Source organism: Streptomyces sp. NPDC047706, assembly GCF_043204795.1.
In the GTDB taxonomy this organism is placed as follows: domain Bacteria; phylum Actinomycetota; class Actinomycetes; order Streptomycetales; family Streptomycetaceae; genus Streptomyces.
Map to the genome: position 1 here is coordinate 201,620 of NZ_JBIDCW010000002.1, position 17,188 is coordinate 218,807.

Consider the following 17,188-nt stretch of genomic DNA (forward strand, 5'->3'; position numbering starts at 1 on the left):
CTCCGAACTTGGTGAACTGGTACTCGCGGCACTGCTCGGTGGTGCTGTTGGCGGCCCCTCGACCTGCGGGCCGCCCAGTGCGGTCCTCAGTCCCGTCACCGTCCTGCGAACATCTTGGCTTCGGGACTCCAGAACCGCACTGACCTGCGAACTTCACGTACTGCAACCCGCCAGTTCGTGTCTGCCGGGCTTCGCTTGACCGGTGTCAACGAGGAAAAGGCTAACCGCGCCGGAGCTCAATGTCTACTCTGACAAGAACAGATTTAAGCCCTGTGGGGGAACAGATAGCCTGCGACCTGCAGCAACGGGCGGCGCAGCCGTCGTGAGTCGCCTCCCGCCCGTGCAATCCGGGTCAGGCCGTCAGGTGTCACGAGTGCCGCGCGCGGTCCAGCCGCGGAGAACGGAACGGCGAGACAGCCGTGAGGGCCCTGCCGACACACGTCGGCAGGGCCCTCACCGGGATCCTGATGGCGGTTTGCCGCCCGTCCTCATCCGTCCAGACAGGCGGCGCCGAGCACTGCGAGGACGTCCCGCAGCCGGATCTGATCCGTGTACGCGGAACTGCCGCGGTGGACGGCGAGCTCGGCCAGGGTGATCGAGCCCGTGCACTGGTCGTCTCCGTCGCACAGGAGGAGGTACTCGACACGGGCACCGGCCATCACGGACAGGGCGACCTCGACGGTCATGTCGTCACTGACCCGGGGTCCGTTCGCCGCCATGTCGTCGACCGCGCTCATCGGGGAGACAACCGCCTGTTGTCGCTGCGTCTGAACCGGTGTCAAAGGGGGCCTCCTCGGAGTCGGGTGAGCTTCTGGTCGATGTCACTGGCCCGCCGGGTCGAAGGCGGGCCGCTGTGCCCTGCGCCGCTTCGCCTGTCCGGTGGGGCGCCCTTGGGCGGAGCGGTCGCGGCGGCCCCGGGACGAGGGAGTCGCGGAGGACACGGCGCGGCGGGGACGCGGCACGGCCGGTGCGGTGATGACGACGGGGACACCGGAAGGGGCCTGGGCGCCTGTGATGCGGGCCAGCTCCGCCTCACCGGACCGTACGGCGATGATCTGCGGGGTGATGCCGGCCGAGGCCATGAGCCGGTTCATGCCGCGGCGCTGGCCGGGGGTCACCAGGGTGACGACGCTGCCGGACTCTCCGGCGCGGGCGGTACGGCCGCCGCGGTGCAGGTAGTCCTTGTGGTCGGTGGGCGGATCGACGTTGACGACGAGGTCGAGGCCCGCGACGTGGATGCCGCGGGCCGCGACGTTGGTCGCCACCAGTACCGTCACGTGTCCGGTCTTGAACTGGCCGAGGGTCCGCGTGCGCTGCGGTTGGGACTTGCCACCGTGCAGGGCCGCGGCGCGGACGCCGCTGTTCAGCAGGTGCTCGGTCAGCCGGTCCACGGCGTGCTTGGTGTCCAGGAACATGATCACGCGGCCGTCTCGTGCCGCGATCTCGGTGGTCGCCCGGTGCTTGTCCGCTTGGTGCACGTAGAGCACGTGGTGCTCCATCGTGGTGACCGCTCCCGCGGACGGGTCGACGGAGTGGACCACCGGGTCGGTCAGGTAGCGGCGGACGAGCAGGTCGACGTTGCGGTCCAGCGTGGCGGAGAAGAGCATCCGCTGCCCTGAAGGGCGCACCTGGTCGAGCAGCGCGGTGACCTGGGGCATGAAACCCATGTCGGCCATCTGGTCGGCCTCGTCGAGGACGGTGACGGCGACGTCGTCCAGCCGGCAGTCGCCCCGGACGATGAGGTCCTTGAGCCGCCCCGGGGTCGCGACGACGACCTCCGCGCCGGCGCGGAGCGCACCGGCCTGTTTGCCGATCGACATCCCACCGACCACGGTGGCCAGCCGCAGACTCACGGAGCGGGCGTACGGGGTGAGCGCGTCGGTGACCTGCTGGGCGAGCTCGCGGGTGGGGACGAGGACCAGGGCCAGCGGCTGTCGTGGCTCGGCGCGCCGGCCCGCGGTACGAGCCAGGACCGCCAGGCCGAAGGCGAGGGTCTTGCCCGAACCGGTGCGGCCGCGGCCGAGCACGTCACGTCCGGCGAGGGAGTTGGGCAGGGTGGCCGCCTGGATCGGGAACGGCACGGTCAGGCCCTCGTGACCGAGCGCGGCCAGCAGCGGCGCCGGCACGGCGAGATCGGCGAACGACTCGACGGCGGGCAGCGCGGGCGTGACCGTCACGGGCAGCGCGAACTCGCCCTGGGGTGCGGTCTGCCGGCGATCGTTGCCCTGGGAACGCCGGGGAGCCCCCGAGCGCTTGGCGGCGGAATCCCGGGAGCGGTCGTTGGTACGGGCGGTGCGGGCCGTGCGGGCGGTGCGTGCGCGGTTCAAGCGGAACCTTTCCTCGATGTGAGCACGTAGGCACGTAGCAAGGAATTTCCGCAGCGAAGCGAAATGAACGGCGCGGAGAATCGCGAGAACGAGCCGGAAATGATGGGCGCCGAGTCGTATTGACGGGGGAATACGTCACCCTTTGGTGATGGGGTGGGCCTTCCCGTCAAGCGCCCTGAAATGCAGCGAGCCGGGGCCCGCACCCCAAGGTGCGGGCCCCAGCTGCGAAGTATGCGTTGCTGCCGGTGTCAGGCGGGAACGATGTTCTCGGCCGTCGGGCCCTTCTGGCCCTGCGCGATGTCGAACGACACCTTCTGACCTTCCAGCAGCTCACGGAAGCCCTGGGTGGCGATGTTCGAGTAGTGGGCGAAGACGTCGGCGCCGCCGCCGTCCTGCTCGATGAAGCCGAAGCCCTTTTCCGCGTTGAACCACTTCACGGTGCCGGTAGCCATGTCATTTCTCCTTCGGAGACGATGTCCGGAATTCGCCCTGTGCGAATTCCGCGTCGCCGTGCTGATTACCCCGTCGGAAAATGAACCTTCTGGCAACCACACCTGCAACTGAGAACGACGTTAGCATGATGCGGCCGGCTCTGCCTGGTCAATAATTCCGCTCGGGTCGGCGGTCGAGGAATACTCGCCGTGTGCCGTACCTATTTCTCACTTCACGGATACAGATATTGACCCGCACGGATGCAGCGTTCCTTGCCCAACGTTTCCGGCCGCAGGGCCATGACCTCCCTCGATGAGCTGTCCGCCGCCGCCCTCGTCATCAACGGACGGGACAACGGCGAACGCGCCGAGACCTCACTGTCGCGACGAAGGTCACACCGGTCCGGAAGAGACGACGCCACCGGAGAGACGAGAGAGCGCCCGCACCAGGACTCCTGCTCATTTCCCGGCTTCGGGGCCGTACCACTGGAGCGCCTGTCCAGTGACGGCGGCGATGCCCTCGAAGTCCCGGTCACGGTGCAGCAGCGTCAGTCCCTGCAACTCGGCCGTGGCAGCCACCACGAGATCGACGGCTCCGGCACCGCGGTGCTGTCCGCGCTGGGCAAGGGCCTCCTGGACCCGCCGGGCGCGGTCGTAGGCACGGTCGTCGACCGGCACCCAGCCGAAGAGCAGGCGCATGTCTTCGATGCCTTGTGCCCGGTCGGCGGCGGAACGCGCGCTGCAGAAGAATTCCAACTCGGTGATGGGGCAGGTGGCGATGAGCCCGGCGGCGGCCGCCTGGTCCCATCCGTACCGCTCGGCGTCGCCGCGCAGCATACGGGCGAGCGCGCTGGTGTCGATCAGGTATTGCGCGGCGTTCACCGGCGGTAGTTTCCTTCGTCCTCGAAGAGATCGAGGTCGAAGGCGCCGGACCACATCGATCGGATCGTGGTGGCCGCGAGCCGGTACGGCGGTGCCCACTTCGGGGAACTGGACGATCTGCAGCTGACGTTGGCCGACGGCTCCGGCGAGGGTCTGCTCCGGTTCGTGATCGAGGATGCCGGCCAGGTGAGCGCATTCATCTTCGGTGAGCTCCACCGCCGCGGCGGAGAGTGGAAGCTACGGGCTGTCGGACAGGGCTACGACGCCGGACTGGCGGGCCTGGCAACGGACTTCGGCGTCGACATCGAGGACGATGCGGCTGCCGAGGAGGCGCTGGACGTCGCGGCCGGCGAGGAACAGGCGGATACGACGGGCCCCACTCCCGCCGCCGATCGCGGACCGCAAGCGACCCTGGAGGCCATCCCGGCGCCCCGGCAGCCCGACGACGACGCCGGATCGAGGAAGCCGCCTGCACGGCCCCGCACCGCCAGGAAGAAGGTCACCCTGCCGAGGGCGGTCCGGCTTCATCCGCAGTGTCGACGACGCCGTGCACCGGTCTACGCCACGGTGGTGGCCCACCTGGACCGCCCGGCACCTCGACGGGCACAGTCCGCAGAACGATCTGCCACGGGTTGAGGCGGCAGGGCCAGAGAGTGCCAGATTGGACGAGACGCACCCGGACAACAAAGACCCCCGGGTCGATGACCTGGGGGTTTCACATGGAGCGGGTGACGAGAATCGAACTCGCGCTCTCAGCTTGGGAAGCTTGGGGGCTCAAGGGGCGGTTCCTACTCTGACCTGCGACGGAGCGGCCTCGGTGCTCTCCTGAGCATTTCCCGGTACCTCGGTGTTCCCCGTGGTTCCCCGCTGGATCTGGCACGCGTCTGGCACGGACCTCTTCGTCCCGAACTACGGGCAGGGCCGGTTGATGAGGACTGTCGAGTACGTGAGCCGGTCCCCTGGACTGGTGGCATCCAGCGTGGGCGTGGTGGTTGTGTACTGCCGCACCTGCGCATGACACGAAGGCGGTGCACCCGTGGGTGAGCGACCACGTGCTCGGGCCTGTTGTAAAGGGGACCATTCGCTGCGAAGGTGGCGCCGTGTGGATGGCAATCATGTCCTTGATCCTGTTGCTTGGTGCGGTTTCGGCGATCAACAAGGCACGCAAGGGACAGTGGTACACCGCAGGAGGGATCTTTCTCCCCATCCTCGGCGCGGATGTGATGCTGTTCGGCGGAGTGGAACGGCACAACTCGCTGCTCTTCTGGCTGGGTCTCGCCCTCGCTGTCGTCGGATTCGGTCTGGAGCTCGTCGCTCACCGGAGAACTCGTCATCCTGTGCCCCAATAGACGACTGAGCACCAGTTTGGAAGATCGCGTATGCGGGTCCCTGCTGATCTGCCAAGCGCTTGAGCTGGGAGCGAGTGCGGCTGGACTCGTGATTCACCGTGGGTCCCCGCAGTCTCCTGCCTGAACGGGCGCGCAGCGGGCACGGCACACTAGCGATGGTGGCAGCGACGATTCTGGCAGGGGAAATGTGAGCAAGGGTTGGCCTGAACGTTGGTGGACGACGGCTCTCGTAGCTGTGGCGTTGACCGGCATCGTGTCCTACGACGTCTGGTGGGTCGCAGGGATCCTTGCGGAGCCAGTCGTGGACTGGTGGGAACTTCTTGGGCCATGTCTGGGGGGAACCTGGTTCGCGCTGCTAGCAGCTCAAGCTGCTCGTCGAGCGATCATCCTCTACAGGGCGGCACGACCCGTAGGCGGTGAGACGCAGGCTGGCCACTGAATCTGTGGCAGGACTGCATGGACCTCGACCAGCGCGGTCGGTGGAGTCTCAATGGGCGAGTCAAGAGCTGTCTTCTTGCCCTGCGGTTCATTCCCGCGTTCCTCCGCCGGGAGCTCCGGTGGCACCTGGAGTCGTACGCCGAGCTGGGGCCGGACGGGCTGGTCTTCGGTGAGAAGGGGGCACCCTTCCGGCGCAGCACCTTCGGGCGGAAGTGGCGGCGGGCGCGGGAGGTCGTCGGCATGCCCGAGGGCTTCCGGTTCTACGACCTTCGGCACACCGGGCACACGCTCTCCACCCGGTCCGGGGCCACCCTCAAGGACACGATGGTCCGCGCCGGGCAGTCGTCCGAGAAGGCCGCGCTGATCTACCAGCACTCCGACGAGGAGCGTCAGGAAGAGGTCGCCGCCGGCCTCGACGCGACCGTCCGGAAGGCTCGGGCCGCCGCTGCCCGGGAGGCCGACGAGAAGCGTTCTGGCACGGATCTGGCACGCGACGAGTGATCACCGTGAACAGCAGAAAGGCCCGGGTCTCTGACCTGGGCCTTCTTCGTGGAGCGGGTGACGAGAATCGAACTCGCGCTCTCAGCTTGGGAAGCGACGGCGCCCGGACCGGCTCCATGGGCTCTGACCAGGGCGGATACCTGGCCCTCAAGATGGTCGTGCTGGCCGGGATGCACCGCTGTTGACCGTGGTTTTCTGTCCTTACGGGCACGCCATGGGCATGGCTCCCGAGTAATTGGTCCGGGGGCGGGGCGACGGGTCTAGGGAGGGATCTGCCCCAGGTGCTCGTGTCCAGGACGACTGTGGTTGCGGACGCGCATGCGCGGCGGTCGCCGGCTGTCCATGGGTGGGGCCTGTGGAACAAGGGGAAGCGCGCGGATACACCAAAACGGTACATGGACTATACTTGGTACATGTCCATGAAGCGCACCAACGTCTACGCCGACCCCGAGGACCTGGCGATCATCAAAGAGGCCGCCAAGCGCCGGGGCATAAGCGAGGCTGAGATCATCCGTCAGGGCATCCACCTTGCAGCCATGGCGAACCGGGTCTGGCACGAGCCGCTGTTCTCACGCACCTTCGAGGGGCCGGGGCGCACACTGTCCAAGCCGGAGGTCCGCGACACGGTCGCGGAGGCCGTCCAGCGGGAGACCAGCTCGGGTTCCGGATCCGTCGCGTGATCATTGTCATCGCCGACACGTCCGGCCTTCTGGCAGCCCTGGACTCGGCTCATCCGGAACACGGGGCGGCGAACGAGGCGATCATGGCGGCGGGCCTGCTGGTCATGTCCCCGCTCCTGCTGGCCGAACTGGATCACGTGGCGACGCGTGAGCTCGGCAGGGAGGCTGCCCTCAGCGCGGTCGACGACCTGAGGCGCTGGATGAGCCGGGGTCGTGTCGTCATGCCGGAGATCACGGAGGATCACCTGGGTGCCGCCCAGTCTGTCCGTGTCCGCTACCGCGCGCTGGACCTCGACCTCGCCGACGCTGTGAACGTGGCGCTTGCCGCCGACTACGACACGGACGCGATTCTCACCCTCGACCGACGAGACTTCCGGACCGTACGCCCGTTGGGTCGCTACAAGGCGTTCCGGGTACTCCCCGACGACCTCCCGCTCTGACGCAGGGCCCTCGGCGGTCAAGTGCCCGCTCCCGCAAGGGGCTTGTGCACCGCCCACAACGAAGCACGTGCAGGACGGGCGTCCGCCATCGCCCAGGAACAGCAGGCTGAGAGCTCGCTTCCGGCTCATCCAAGTGAAGGCGCAGGTCAGCGCTACGTTGCGATGTGATGGGGCCGCCCTCGCGAGGCGCGCGTGCCCTCCGCGTGCCCAATCTCGGGTGTGGGAGCACTCGTAAAACCCAGCAACAACTCCCGAGTGAAACAAACCCCAGGCCGCTGACCTGGGGTTTCATTATGGAGCGGGTGACGAGAATCGAACTCGCGCTCTCAGCTTGGGAAGCTGCGGATCTCTAGGACCTGATCGGTGGGCTGACCTGCCCGAATGGCTGGTTCGTGGTCTCTTCGGGCTGGGGTGTTTTCACCGTGATTCCCCGCTGTTCCCCGCTCGATCTGGTGCGCTTGTGGTGCGGTCTCCGCGGTGCGCGACTCCGACGAATCCACCGTACGAGCAGGCGCGTTGGATAGCGCCTCAGAGACGGTGTTTGGGTGGTGGGCTGTGTGCAGGGACGTTCACCTGCGTTCATGGGCGGCTGTTTCCTGAGGTTTTCGCGGAGGGGTCGGTGGGTTGATAGTCAGGCCGGTGGCGGTGAGGCAGCCGTCGATCAGGCGAGGCTGGAGCTGGATTCTGCGTAACTCGCGGCGGAGTTTGCGGTCGAGGTCGTCGGGTGTGTCGAAGGCGGTGTTGGCCATCGCTCTGCGCACGAGTGACCAGACGGCCTCAACGGGATTCAGGTCGGGCGCATACGGCGGAAGCCGGACGGTGGTGAGCCAGTCGTGCTCGGCCTCGTACCGTTTCAGCCCGGTGGCCAGGTGGGTGTTGAGATTGTCCCAGACCACCACGATCGGGCCGCCGAGCTGGATGTGTGCCCGTACCAGCAGGTCCCGGTAGTCCTTCCAGGAGAAGCTCTTGCGTGCGCCCTTGAGCAGGAGATGGGTGCGGGGACGGTGGATGAGACGGCTCTTCTCCCCGGGTTTGTAGCAGCACAGTGCGGCGACCGAGGTCCGGCGGCGGGAACGGCCACGCACGCGGACGACAGGAGTGTGTCCACGCCGGCCCCAGGTGCGGCCACGGGGCGGCGTCATCGAGAAGCCGGCTTCGTCCTCGAAGACAATCCAGGCCTCGCACGCCGCCGCGAGCCTTTTACCTGGGGCCACACCTCCTTCTTCCAGAGCTCCACGGCGTGCTCGTCACGCTCGAGTGCTCTGCGGGTGGGGGCCTGCCAGGACCAGCCGTGCCGTTTCAGCAACCGCCACACTGTCGCCACCGACAGGTTCTCCCGCAGCTGCCGAAGGATCACCGTCTGAACCCGGACCAGGGTCCACCGTTGGTCCTCGAAACCGTGAGCTGCCGGTCCCTTGCCGAGTTCCTCTTCCAGCACGGCGAACTGGGCGTCGGTGACGGTCGGGGCGTTCGCCGGACCCGCTGAGCGCAGGGCCTCCATGCCGCCCTCGCGCCAGGCACGACGCCAGCGTTCCACCGACCGCACGCTCACCCGCAAGTCCTTCGCGATCACCGCGGTCTTCTCACCCGCCGCGAACCGCTGCCCGGCCTGAAGCCGGATCCCCTCACGAAACGCCCGACGCTCAGCGGTCAGGCCCCCACCCTCCGGATACCTCACCCCACCGGCATACCGCAGGGATCATGAACCGTCACCACCCGACGACAACCCGAAAACCTCAGTAGCTGCGAGAGGCTGGAATCCGGTCCTGTCTGAACGGCCGTGGACCGGGAATGAGACGGAGCCTTGCCAGCAGGGTGCCGTGTCCGGTCTCTCGTGCATGACCACAGGCATGGGAGACGAGCTGCACATCACGCGGGCAGCCGCGCAGCCTCTCACCACCGCTGTGGGGAGAGGCTGCGACACACGCTGGATCTTGGCCTGCCTGCGGGCCGAGGGGTCAGCCTGTTGAGGGGGCTTCCTCTGAGGCGGGATCGCCTCGGCCGACGGTGACCGACCAGGTGACGGTCGACGGTGCGGTCACCGATACGGTGCCGGGCTTGTCCGCAGCACTGAGAGCGAGCTGGTTGTAAGTGACGGCTGCTTCCCCAACGCTGCATTGAAGGGGGAAGGACGTTTTCACAACAGGCACGTTGACGGTGATCGAACCGTCTCCCTTGCAGCTCACAGCAACGATGAGTGCCTTGCCCTTGGCACCACCTGCGTACTCAAGGCTGGCGTTGCCGCGAGTGACCGCACGCTGCCCGGCAAGGGTTTCACCCATTCCCGTATCGAGTTCCGGCGGTGTGGGAGCGCCATCCTGCTGTGTGGGTGAGGTGCTGGCAGCCGAGGGGGCCGAGGAGGTGGATGGGGCGTCGGACCGTTCGTCGCTGTCGCTCTCCGGTGATGTGCAGGCGGTGGCTGCCATCAGCATGATGGCCCATACGGCGCCACGCCGACGGGTGGTCAGTTTTCCCACAGGTACCAGCCCACGCGGCGGGGGGTGTAGAGGGTGACGTTGTGCTTCACGCCGCGCGTGCAGTTCATGTACACGTACTGGCTGTAGCCCTTGGACTTGAGGCGGTAGACGCCGTAGCGAGCATTGGTGGTCTTCTTCGGAGGCGTTGAGACCTCCACCCTGTTGCCGATCTTCGCGGAGAGCTCGGTGGAGACGTCGACGCCGAACTTGCCTTCGATCTCGATGACGGCGGCCTTACCGCTCACCTTGAGTTCGCCCGAGACGCCGATGCGGACCGTGCCGCTGACTTCGGAGTAGAAGATCGACTTGGCGGTGTGCGACGTCCCGTTGTAGTTGGACTGCGTCGCGCCTACTCCCTTGTGGTAGTCCTTCTCCTTCGAAGTGGGGTAATAGCGGTAGCCGTCCACGCAGGCCTGCGCGTCCGGTGTGGCCTCGTTTCCCGGCTTGGACGAAGGCGCGGGCAGGCTCAAAACGTCGTCGTCCAGCGTCACCGAAGGAGCGGGCGCATCTGTCGTGGGTCCTCCCTCGACGAGGTCGGTCTCCTCCGGCTCCAGCGGAGCAGCGGTCTCCATGACCGCGACGTCGGTGACTGCGGGAGTCGGGTCTTCAGCGGCTGCCGGGCCAGTGGCCGCGACCACGGTCGCGAGGGTCAGGCAAGCAAGGGTCAGCGCAGTTCTCGGAATGCGCGTGTTACTCATGGAACCACCTGGTCTCGGTGGATCGCCCCCGTGGCGATCAAGTAGTCGAGACACTACGGAGAGGGCATGCACAGAACAACCACAAGTTCGGAAGTATGAGCGGGATTTGAGGTCCCCGCATCCCGCTGCTCAACAGGCCCTCCCGGACTCAAGCCCTGCATCACCAACACGCTTTCCAACTGTGGTGGTGTCCGGCAGGGCCGCGAACAGGCCGTTCACCTGCGTTCATGGGCGGCCGGTCTTGGAAGGAGCTTCCGTCTTCGGTCCCGTCTGAACGTGCGTGAACGGCACTGAATGAGACGGAAACTGAGACGGTCGACCGAGGGCGGCACGAGGGCGTGGGCACGGCCGGTTAGGTCTATGTGGTGGGAGAACCGCAGCGCTGACACGGTCGATACGTCACGTCCCGTGCATCGCCCAGGAGCATCCAACTGGCATCAGCTAGGTTTCGTCCGTCGCCGACCATGAGGCCGCAGTGCTCGTTACCGTGGAAGACCTCACGGCTGCCGGCAGCACTGGCGCGCACCAGTACCGCTGGCTCCCCGGAGCGGTCGACACCTTCGTCTGCGTAACACTCCTGCATGTACTCCATCGCGTCACGCTGGCCGAACGCACTGGTATACGGGAGCTCTCTTCCCCGCATGCTTATCCTCCGTCTGGGCCCGAGCTCCATCGCTCAATAAGGCAGACCTACCGCAAGTCGTCCTCTCAGATGTCCGGTTCGGCGAAACTCAGCAAGCCGCCCTTGGCTGTGCTTGGGAGATCGACGCATCCGCTACACCGGGGCTCCGCATGCTGCGCCTGCCCCACGGTCGTTGCAGACTGCCGGCGGCGACTTCACCCTGCGACCACCGCATTAGTACTCCAGCTGTAGATCGTGATCTTCATGGCTGGGATGCGACTTGCCGCTGGTAATGGCTGGTGCGTGATCGCTGCTGATGGCGGCGTCGCCAGTCGGACCAGCCGAGTCGGTGAGCGACGTCGTGGAGGGGCTGGACGACGAGAGTGATGAACAGGCGCTGGATTTCGTTACAGGACAGCGGGACCAGCGTGTCCGGGGCGGGGTTGCGGGCGTGTTCGTCGGCGCGGACCACGGCCAGGAAGGCGTGGGCGAGCATCGCCAGGGTGACCCAGCGGCTCCACGAGGGGTAGCGGCGGACCTGGTGCTCATCGAGTCCGGCCAGCCCCTTCTCGGATTGAAAGGTCTCCTCGACCCGCCATCTTGATCCCGCGACCCGAACCAGAGTGGTCAACGGCACCGAACTGGGCGAGTGGCAGCGGTAGTAGGCCAGTTCGCCGGTTGTACGGTTGCGGCGGATCAGCAGCTGGTGACGGCCTGGGCGGGGATCGGCAAGGTCGATGACGGCCCAGTCGTAAAACCGCTGCCCCTTCGCGCCGCGTCCGGCCGAGAGCTTCTGCCAGGCCCGCCTCGGCACCTTCGCCGCGAGGGCATCGGCGCAGAACTTTCCTGCGCCCGAGGGTACTTCGGCTGCGCAGGCCACCGCAAGGACGTAGCCGATGCCGCGTTCCTCCAGAGCCGTGTGCAGTTTCGGGTTGCCGCCGTAGACCTCGTCCCCGGTGACCCAGCCCACGTGGTGTCCGGCGTCCAGAAAGCGTTCGATCATCGTGCGGGCCAGTTCCGGCTTGGTCGCGAAGACGGTGTCCTCGCCGAGCCCGGCGGCCCGGCAGCGGTCCGGGTCGCATGTCCAGGAGCGTGGGATGTACAGCTCCCGGTCCACCGCCGCGTGTCCCCGGGCGCCGGCGTAGACGAGGTAGACCGCTACTTGGGAGTTCTCGATCCGTCCGGCTGTTCCGGTGTACTGGCGCTGGACGCCGACCGTGTGGGTGCCCTTCTTCACGTCGCCGGTCTCGTCGACGACCAGTACCGCGGCCTCGTCGTGGAGGTGCTCGACGACGTATTCGCGTACATCGTCGCGGACGGCGTCGGCATCCCAGACGGCCCGGGACAGCAGATGCTGCATGCCGTGCGGGCTGGCCTCCCCGGCCCATTCCGCGATCGTCCAGCAGTTTTGCGCGGCAGGTCCGACAGCAGGCCGAGCACCAACCGCCCGGCCCGCAGCCGGGGTTCGTAGCGGCTGAACCGGCCTGCGATCCGGCTCATGGCCACCTCGAACGCCTCCCGCCATCGGGCGAGATCTATGCTGTGGCCTGCGGCCACCGTCTCATCGTCAGTCCACACAACTCACGATGATCAACGGTGGCCGCACCCCTGCGGTCCCTCCTGTCAGTCCCGGACGAGACAGAACGGGTGACCTGCCGGATCCGCGAAGATGCGCCAACTCCGCTTTCCCTCCCCCTCATCGAGCAGTGTTGCGCCCCGGTTGAGGACGTCTTCCTGGGCTCGGTCCAGGTCCTTGACACCCAGGTCGAGGTGGAACTGCTGGGGCCGAGCAGGCTCCGGCCACCGTGGTGGCTGATGGTCTTCCACCCGCTGGAAGGCGAACACGAGCCCGTCGGTGTGAAGCGTTGCCCAGCCGTCGTCGAGCGACCACCGCGGATCCTGCTGGTTCACTACACCACCGAGAAGCGACTGGTAGAACCGGGACAGCTCAACGACATCGGCACAGTCCAGCACCACACACTGCAGCTTGGCGATCACGAAGGGCAGCGTCTCACGACCCCTGATCACGATCTACAGCTGGAGTATTAGTCGGGCGAGCTACCCGTACTGTTGGTCCGACGGTGGGTAGCGTTCCACCATAGGATGGGGAGAGCTTGGCTGCTGGACGGGCTATGGAAACTCCTGGGCATCGACACCGCCCTGGCCTCGCGCATCGACGGGCGGAAGTTTCGTACCGCCGTCGAGCGCACCCTGTTCGCGCTGGTCGCCAACCGGGCGATCGCCCCGGCCTCCAAGCTCGCCGCCGCCGAGTGGGCCACCTGCGACCAGGTGATCCCCGGCCTGGACGCGCTCAGCGAACAGCACGCCTACCGGGCCATGGACTTGCTGGTTCAGGCCGATGTCCAGGGCGCCGTGCAGGAGGCGGTGTTCTTCTCCGCCGCCCACCTGCTCAACCTCGAGGTCGACCTGGTCTTCTTCGACACCACCTCGACGTACTTCGAGCGCGACGAGGCCGACGACCCGGACGGCGAGGACTCCAGCCTGCGGCAGTACGGGCACTCCAAGGACCACCGCAAGGACCTGCCGCAGATCGTCATCGGACTGGCCGTCACCCGCGAGGGCATCCCGGTTCGCTGCTGGACCTGGCCCGGGGGCACCAACGACCAGACCGTCATCACCGAGGTCAAGGACGGCCTGCGGGACTGGCGGCTCGGCCGGGTGGTCACCGTCTGCGACACCGGCTTCTCCTCCGAGGCCGACCAGTCCTACCTCAAGCGGGCCGGCGGCCACTACATCACCGGCATCAAGATGCGCGAGGGCTCCCGCCTCGCCGACCAGGCCCTCGCCCGCCAGGGCCGCTACCAGGAAGTACGCGACAACCTGCGCGTCAAGGAAGTCCACCTCGACGGCGACGAGGGCAGGCGCTTCATCATCTGCCACAACCCCGCCGAGGCCGAGCGCGACCAGGCCCGCCGCGAGGACCAACTCGCCGCGGCCCGTGAGGAGCTAACCCGCATCAAGACCGCCCGTCGAACCGACGCGGCCAGGGCGAAGGCCAAGGCCGCCAAGACCGGCAAGCGCGCGGCCCCCTCGGACGCGCCACACCGCAAGGCCGAGTGCGCGCTGCGTGACCACCCGGCGCTGGGCCGCTGGCTCAAGCAGCACCCCACCACCGGACGGCTGTCCATCGACGCCGCCAAGGTCGCAGCCGAGGCCCGCCTGGACGGCAAGTACCTGCTGGCCACCAGCGACCCGGACCTGCCCGCTGAGGACGTCGCGCTTGGCTACAAGAACTTGCTGGAAGCCGAACGCGCCTTCCGCACCATGAAATCCACTCTCGACCTGCGGCCGGTCTACCACCGCCTCGACGAGCGGATACGCGCCCACGTCCTGCTGTGCTGGCTCGCCCTGCTGCTGATCCGTGTCGCCGAACGCCGCACCGAACAGACCTGGCCCACGATCAACACCGAGCTCAGCCGGATCCACCAGGTCATGGTGCGGATGTGGTGCGTGCCCCGGCCACTGGTCTAGACAACAAACAACCCCCGGGTCTATGACCTGGGGGTTCGTGTTGGAGCGGGTGACGAGAATCGAACTCGCGCTCTCAGCTTGGGAAGCTGATGTTCTACCATTAAACTACACCCGCGTAAGACGCCGACCGAGGTCGGTGTCCGAATGCTCGCTTACTGTACCTCATCGCAGGCCCCCGGCGCCGATGCCGTGGGGCCTGCGGTTGTTCGGAGGGTGGGATGTGGCTGCGGGGCGCGGGAGTTGGGGCGTACGGTGGAGGTGCGGGAGAGGGGCTGGGCGGAGTCGGAGTGCCGCCTGGAGGGGCGTCCCATTCATCCCGTAATGTGGCCTTCCTCGTCAGGGCGTCAGCCAGACGCGGTTCTTTGGGGAAGGGACTTCAGGACTTGATGGAGCGCACCGTCGTCCGCTGTGCCGATGGGCACGTGTTCACCGCCGCCTCGTTCCCGATGCAGCAGGCCGATCGCCTCGGCCCCGGTCGGCTCCTGCGCTGTCCGCGATGTGCGCGGCTGCGCAGTGTCGTGCCGGTGAGTCTGCAGAAGCGGTAGCGGACAGAGAGGCAGAGCCAGAAGCAGAGGCAGAGGTCTCGCCGTGGGCGCGTGGGGTCGTCGCGATTGTGGTGGCTCCGCGCGCCTTGCGTATCCTCGGGGCGTGCTTCTCTCAGACAAGGACATCCGGGCCGAGATCGACGCCGGGCGGGTGCGGATCGATCCCTACGACGAATCCATGGTGCAGCCGTCGAGCATCGACGTGCGGCTGGATCGGTACTTCCGGGTGTTCGAGAACCACCGGTACCCGCACATCGACCCCTCCATCGAGCAGGCCGATCTGACGCGGCTGGTCGAGCCCGAGGGCGACGAACCGTTCATCCTGCACCCCGGCGAGTTCGTGCTGGCCTCGACGTACGAGGTCATCACGCTCCCGGACGACCTCGCCTCCCGCCTGGAGGGCAAGAGCTCGCTCGGCCGTCTCGGGCTCGTCACCCACTCCACCGCCGGGTTCATCGACCCCGGGTTCTCGGGGCACGTGACGCTGGAGCTGTCCAACCTCGCGACGCTCCCGATCAAGCTGTGGCCCGGCATGAAGATCGGCCAGCTGTGCATGTTCCGGCTCAGCTCGCCCGCGGAGTCCCCGTACGGAAGCGAGCGGTACGGGTCGCGGTACCAGGGGCAGCGCGGGCCCACCGCCTCCCGGTCCTTCCTCAACTTCCACCGGACCCAGGTCTGAGCTTCCTGACTGACGTGAGTGACATCAGTGACATGAGTGACGTACGAGAGAACCTCACCTACGAGCAGTTCGGCGTCGCCGTCCGCGAGCTGGCGCAGGCCGTCGCCGACGACGGGTACGAGCCCGACATCGTGCTCAGCATCGCCCGAGGCGGGGTGTTCGTGGCCGGCGGGCTCGCCTACGCCCTCGACTGCAAGAACATCCACCTGGTGAACGTCGAGTTCTACACGGGCGTGGGGACCACCCTGGAGATGCCCGTCATGCTGGCGCCCGTCCCCGACGTCGTCGACTTCTCCGACAAGAAGGTCCTGATCGCCGACGACGTCGCCGACACCGGCAAGACGCTCAAGCTCGTGCGTGACTTCTGCCTCGACGCGGTCGCCGAGGTGCGCTCCGCCGTCATCTACGAGAAGCCCCACTCCCTCGTGCGGTGCGAGTACGTCTGGAAGCGCACCGACGAGTGGATCAACTTCCCGTGGTCCGTCCAAGCCCCCGTCGTGAAGCGCTCCGGGCAGGTGCTCGACGCCTGAGCGGGCAAGGCGGCATCCGGCCACGAAAGGGGCCCCGGCGATCGCCGGGGCCCCTTTCGTGGCCGTGGGGAGAACGCGCGCTACACCGTGCCCAGCTTCACGATCGACAGCAGGGCGATCAGCTGGATCGCCGACGCGCCGAGCGCCTTCGGCCAGGGTAGGTCGTGCGACTTGGAGACCATCAGCGTCAGCAGGGCGCCGCCCGCGACCCAGGTGGCCCAGCCGAGGATCTGGACGAAGGGGGCGTCGCCGCCCAGGAACGTCGCGACGAGCAGCCGGGGCGCGTCCGAGATGGACATGATCAGCATGGAGAGGCCGACCGTCGGCTGCCACGCGCCGTCGCCGCCCAGCTGGCGGGCGAGGGTGTGGGTGACCACGCCCAGGACGAACGCGCTGAGCACCATCGCGACGGCCGTGGAAAGGACGATCGGGATGGCGTTGGAGAGGGTGGCGTTGATCGCGTCCTCGCGGGCGCCGTCGAAGCCGAAGACCGCGAGCAGGCCGTAGAGGAAGGTCACGACGAGGGCCGGGCCCCACATCGTGTAGTCGCGCATCCGCAGGAACGTCTGGCCGGGGGCCAGGACGATGCCCCTCAGCAGCTCCTTCCAGTGCAGGCGCGGGCCGGCCGGGGCGGCCGGAGCCGTGCCGGCGCGGTAGGTGCCGCCCTGGCTGTACGGGTCCTCGCCGACCGCGAAGGCCTGCGTGTGGCCCGGGTTGTTCGCGGCGTACGGGTCCGGTCCGCCCTGGTGGTACACGCCGTCGTCGCCGAAGTACTCCGGCTCGCCGCCGCCCGGACCGCCGTAACCGCCGTTCGTCTGCGGCCAGGGGGCGTTCCCGTAGCTCTGCTGCCCTGGGTGCGGGTGCCGCTGCGGGGCCTGGGGGTAGCCGTACGACGGCCCCGGCGCCTGCTGTCCGTGCGGGGGGTGTTGCGGTCGCGTGTGCGGGGCGCGGTCGTTCCGGCCGCGTCCGATCCTGAATCCAGCCACGTCATCGAACGTACCTGGTCTCGGAGAGCGGCGGGCCGGGCCCGGGGTACCGGGCCCGGCTTTGCTGCCGAGCTGTGACATCCCCTACGGACGTCATGTGGAGGTCCCTTA

The 17,188-nt window shown here is 67.5% G+C and carries 16 protein-coding genes, 1 tRNA gene and 3 pseudogenes; 8 read left to right on the plus strand and 12 right to left on the minus strand.

The window, feature by feature from the left end:
- Positions 1 to 488: 488 nt before the first annotated feature.
- The 4 genes from ACGF8A_RS02835 to ACGF8A_RS02850 all read right to left on the minus strand — a co-directional run bounded on the left by ACGF8A_RS02835 (position 489) and on the right by ACGF8A_RS02850 (position 3,640).
- Positions 489 to 737: a CBS domain-containing protein gene (locus ACGF8A_RS02835; protein ID WP_393103523.1), complete on the minus strand. Its 249-nt coding sequence runs from the start codon at positions 735 to 737 to the stop codon at positions 489 to 491.
- 84 nt (positions 738 to 821) lie between these two features.
- Positions 822 to 2,327, minus strand: coding sequence for a DEAD/DEAH box helicase (locus ACGF8A_RS02840; RefSeq protein WP_393103525.1), 1,506 nt, complete (start codon positions 2,325 to 2,327; stop codon positions 822 to 824).
- A 248-nt stretch (positions 2,328 to 2,575) separates the two neighbouring features.
- Positions 2,576 to 2,779: a cold-shock protein gene (locus ACGF8A_RS02845; RefSeq protein ID WP_028799214.1), complete on the minus strand. Its 204-nt coding sequence runs from the start codon at positions 2,777 to 2,779 to the stop codon at positions 2,576 to 2,578.
- A 438-nt stretch (positions 2,780 to 3,217) separates the two neighbouring features.
- Complete coding sequence (locus tag ACGF8A_RS02850; RefSeq protein WP_393103527.1) at positions 3,218 to 3,640, minus strand: PIN domain nuclease; 423 nt, start codon at positions 3,638 to 3,640, stop codon at positions 3,218 to 3,220.
- 48 nt (positions 3,641 to 3,688) lie between these two features.
- Between ACGF8A_RS02850 and ACGF8A_RS02855 the strand changes: the two are divergent.
- From ACGF8A_RS02855 to ACGF8A_RS02875, 5 genes and pseudogenes are all read left to right on the plus strand, one after another.
- Positions 3,689 to 4,276 (plus strand): annotated as a pseudogene (locus ACGF8A_RS02855) (TerD family protein); the annotation flags it as partial.
- A gap of 404 nt (positions 4,277 to 4,680) precedes the next feature.
- Positions 4,681 to 4,989, plus strand: a complete 309-nt coding sequence (locus ACGF8A_RS02860) for a hypothetical protein (protein WP_393103529.1) — start codon at positions 4,681 to 4,683, stop codon at positions 4,987 to 4,989.
- Between the two features lie 528 nt (positions 4,990 to 5,517).
- Positions 5,518 to 5,928 (plus strand): annotated as a pseudogene (locus ACGF8A_RS02865) (site-specific integrase); the annotation flags it as partial.
- A 413-nt stretch (positions 5,929 to 6,341) separates the two neighbouring features.
- Positions 6,342 to 6,608 carry a CopG family transcriptional regulator gene (locus ACGF8A_RS02870; RefSeq protein ID WP_393103531.1) on the plus strand — a complete coding sequence of 89 codons (267 nt, stop codon included), beginning with the start codon at positions 6,342 to 6,344 and terminating at the stop codon, positions 6,606 to 6,608.
- Entirely contained in the window at positions 6,605 to 7,048 is a 444-nt protein-coding gene (locus ACGF8A_RS02875; protein WP_393103533.1) for a PIN domain-containing protein, read from the plus strand. Before ACGF8A_RS02870 ends, ACGF8A_RS02875 begins: the two co-directional genes overlap by 4 nt.
- 569 nt (positions 7,049 to 7,617) lie before the next feature.
- On the opposite strand, the gene ACGF8A_RS02880 is transcribed toward ACGF8A_RS02875, so the two are convergent.
- The 6 genes and pseudogenes from ACGF8A_RS02880 to ACGF8A_RS02905 form a co-directional block, all read right to left on the minus strand.
- Entirely contained in the window at positions 7,618 to 8,190 is a 573-nt protein-coding gene (locus ACGF8A_RS02880) for a transposase (RefSeq protein ID WP_393103834.1), read from the minus strand.
- The gene (locus ACGF8A_RS02885; protein ID WP_393103535.1) at positions 8,187 to 8,726 is read right to left on the minus strand and encodes a winged helix-turn-helix domain-containing protein; all 540 of its coding nucleotides are present in this window, start codon (positions 8,724 to 8,726) and stop codon (positions 8,187 to 8,189) included. The genes ACGF8A_RS02880 and ACGF8A_RS02885 overlap by 4 nt, the downstream gene beginning before the upstream one ends.
- 280 nt (positions 8,727 to 9,006) lie before the next feature.
- Entirely contained in the window at positions 9,007 to 9,525 is a 519-nt protein-coding gene (locus ACGF8A_RS02890) for a hypothetical protein (protein WP_393103537.1), read from the minus strand.
- On the minus strand, positions 9,513 to 10,223 hold the full coding sequence (locus tag ACGF8A_RS02895; protein ID WP_393103539.1) for a hypothetical protein: 711 nt from the start codon (positions 10,221 to 10,223) through the stop codon (positions 9,513 to 9,515). Before ACGF8A_RS02895 ends, ACGF8A_RS02890 begins: the two co-directional genes overlap by 13 nt.
- Positions 10,224 to 11,107: 884 nt before the next feature.
- A pseudogene (locus ACGF8A_RS02900) lies at positions 11,108 to 12,345 on the minus strand (IS701 family transposase).
- A 123-nt stretch (positions 12,346 to 12,468) separates the two neighbouring features.
- Positions 12,469 to 12,843: a VOC family protein gene (locus ACGF8A_RS02905; RefSeq protein WP_393103541.1), complete on the minus strand. Its 375-nt coding sequence runs from the start codon at positions 12,841 to 12,843 to the stop codon at positions 12,469 to 12,471.
- Positions 12,844 to 12,948: 105 nt separating this feature from the next.
- On the opposite strand from ACGF8A_RS02905, the gene ACGF8A_RS02910 reads away from it, so the two are divergent.
- Positions 12,949 to 14,337, plus strand: a complete 1,389-nt coding sequence (locus ACGF8A_RS02910) for an IS1634 family transposase (RefSeq protein WP_393103543.1) — start codon at positions 12,949 to 12,951, stop codon at positions 14,335 to 14,337.
- Between the two features lie 41 nt (positions 14,338 to 14,378).
- On the opposite strand, the gene ACGF8A_RS02915 is transcribed toward ACGF8A_RS02910, so the two are convergent.
- Positions 14,379 to 14,452, minus strand: a tRNA-Gly gene (locus ACGF8A_RS02915).
- A gap of 533 nt (positions 14,453 to 14,985) precedes the next feature.
- Here ACGF8A_RS02915 and dcd point away from each other — a divergent pair.
- Entirely contained in the window at positions 14,986 to 15,561 is a 576-nt protein-coding gene (gene dcd / locus ACGF8A_RS02920; RefSeq protein WP_393103545.1) for a dCTP deaminase, read from the plus strand.
- Between the two features lie 32 nt (positions 15,562 to 15,593).
- Positions 15,594 to 16,091 carry a phosphoribosyltransferase gene (locus ACGF8A_RS02925; protein WP_393103547.1) on the plus strand — a complete coding sequence of 166 codons (498 nt, stop codon included), beginning with the start codon at positions 15,594 to 15,596 and terminating at the stop codon, positions 16,089 to 16,091.
- A gap of 80 nt (positions 16,092 to 16,171) precedes the next feature.
- Here ACGF8A_RS02925 and ACGF8A_RS02930 read toward each other — a convergent pair whose 3' ends face one another.
- A complete protein-coding gene (locus ACGF8A_RS02930; protein WP_393103549.1) occupies positions 16,172 to 17,158 on the minus strand; it encodes a Yip1 family protein in 987 nt (328 codons plus the stop codon).
- Positions 17,159 to 17,188: the final 30 nt, after the last annotated feature.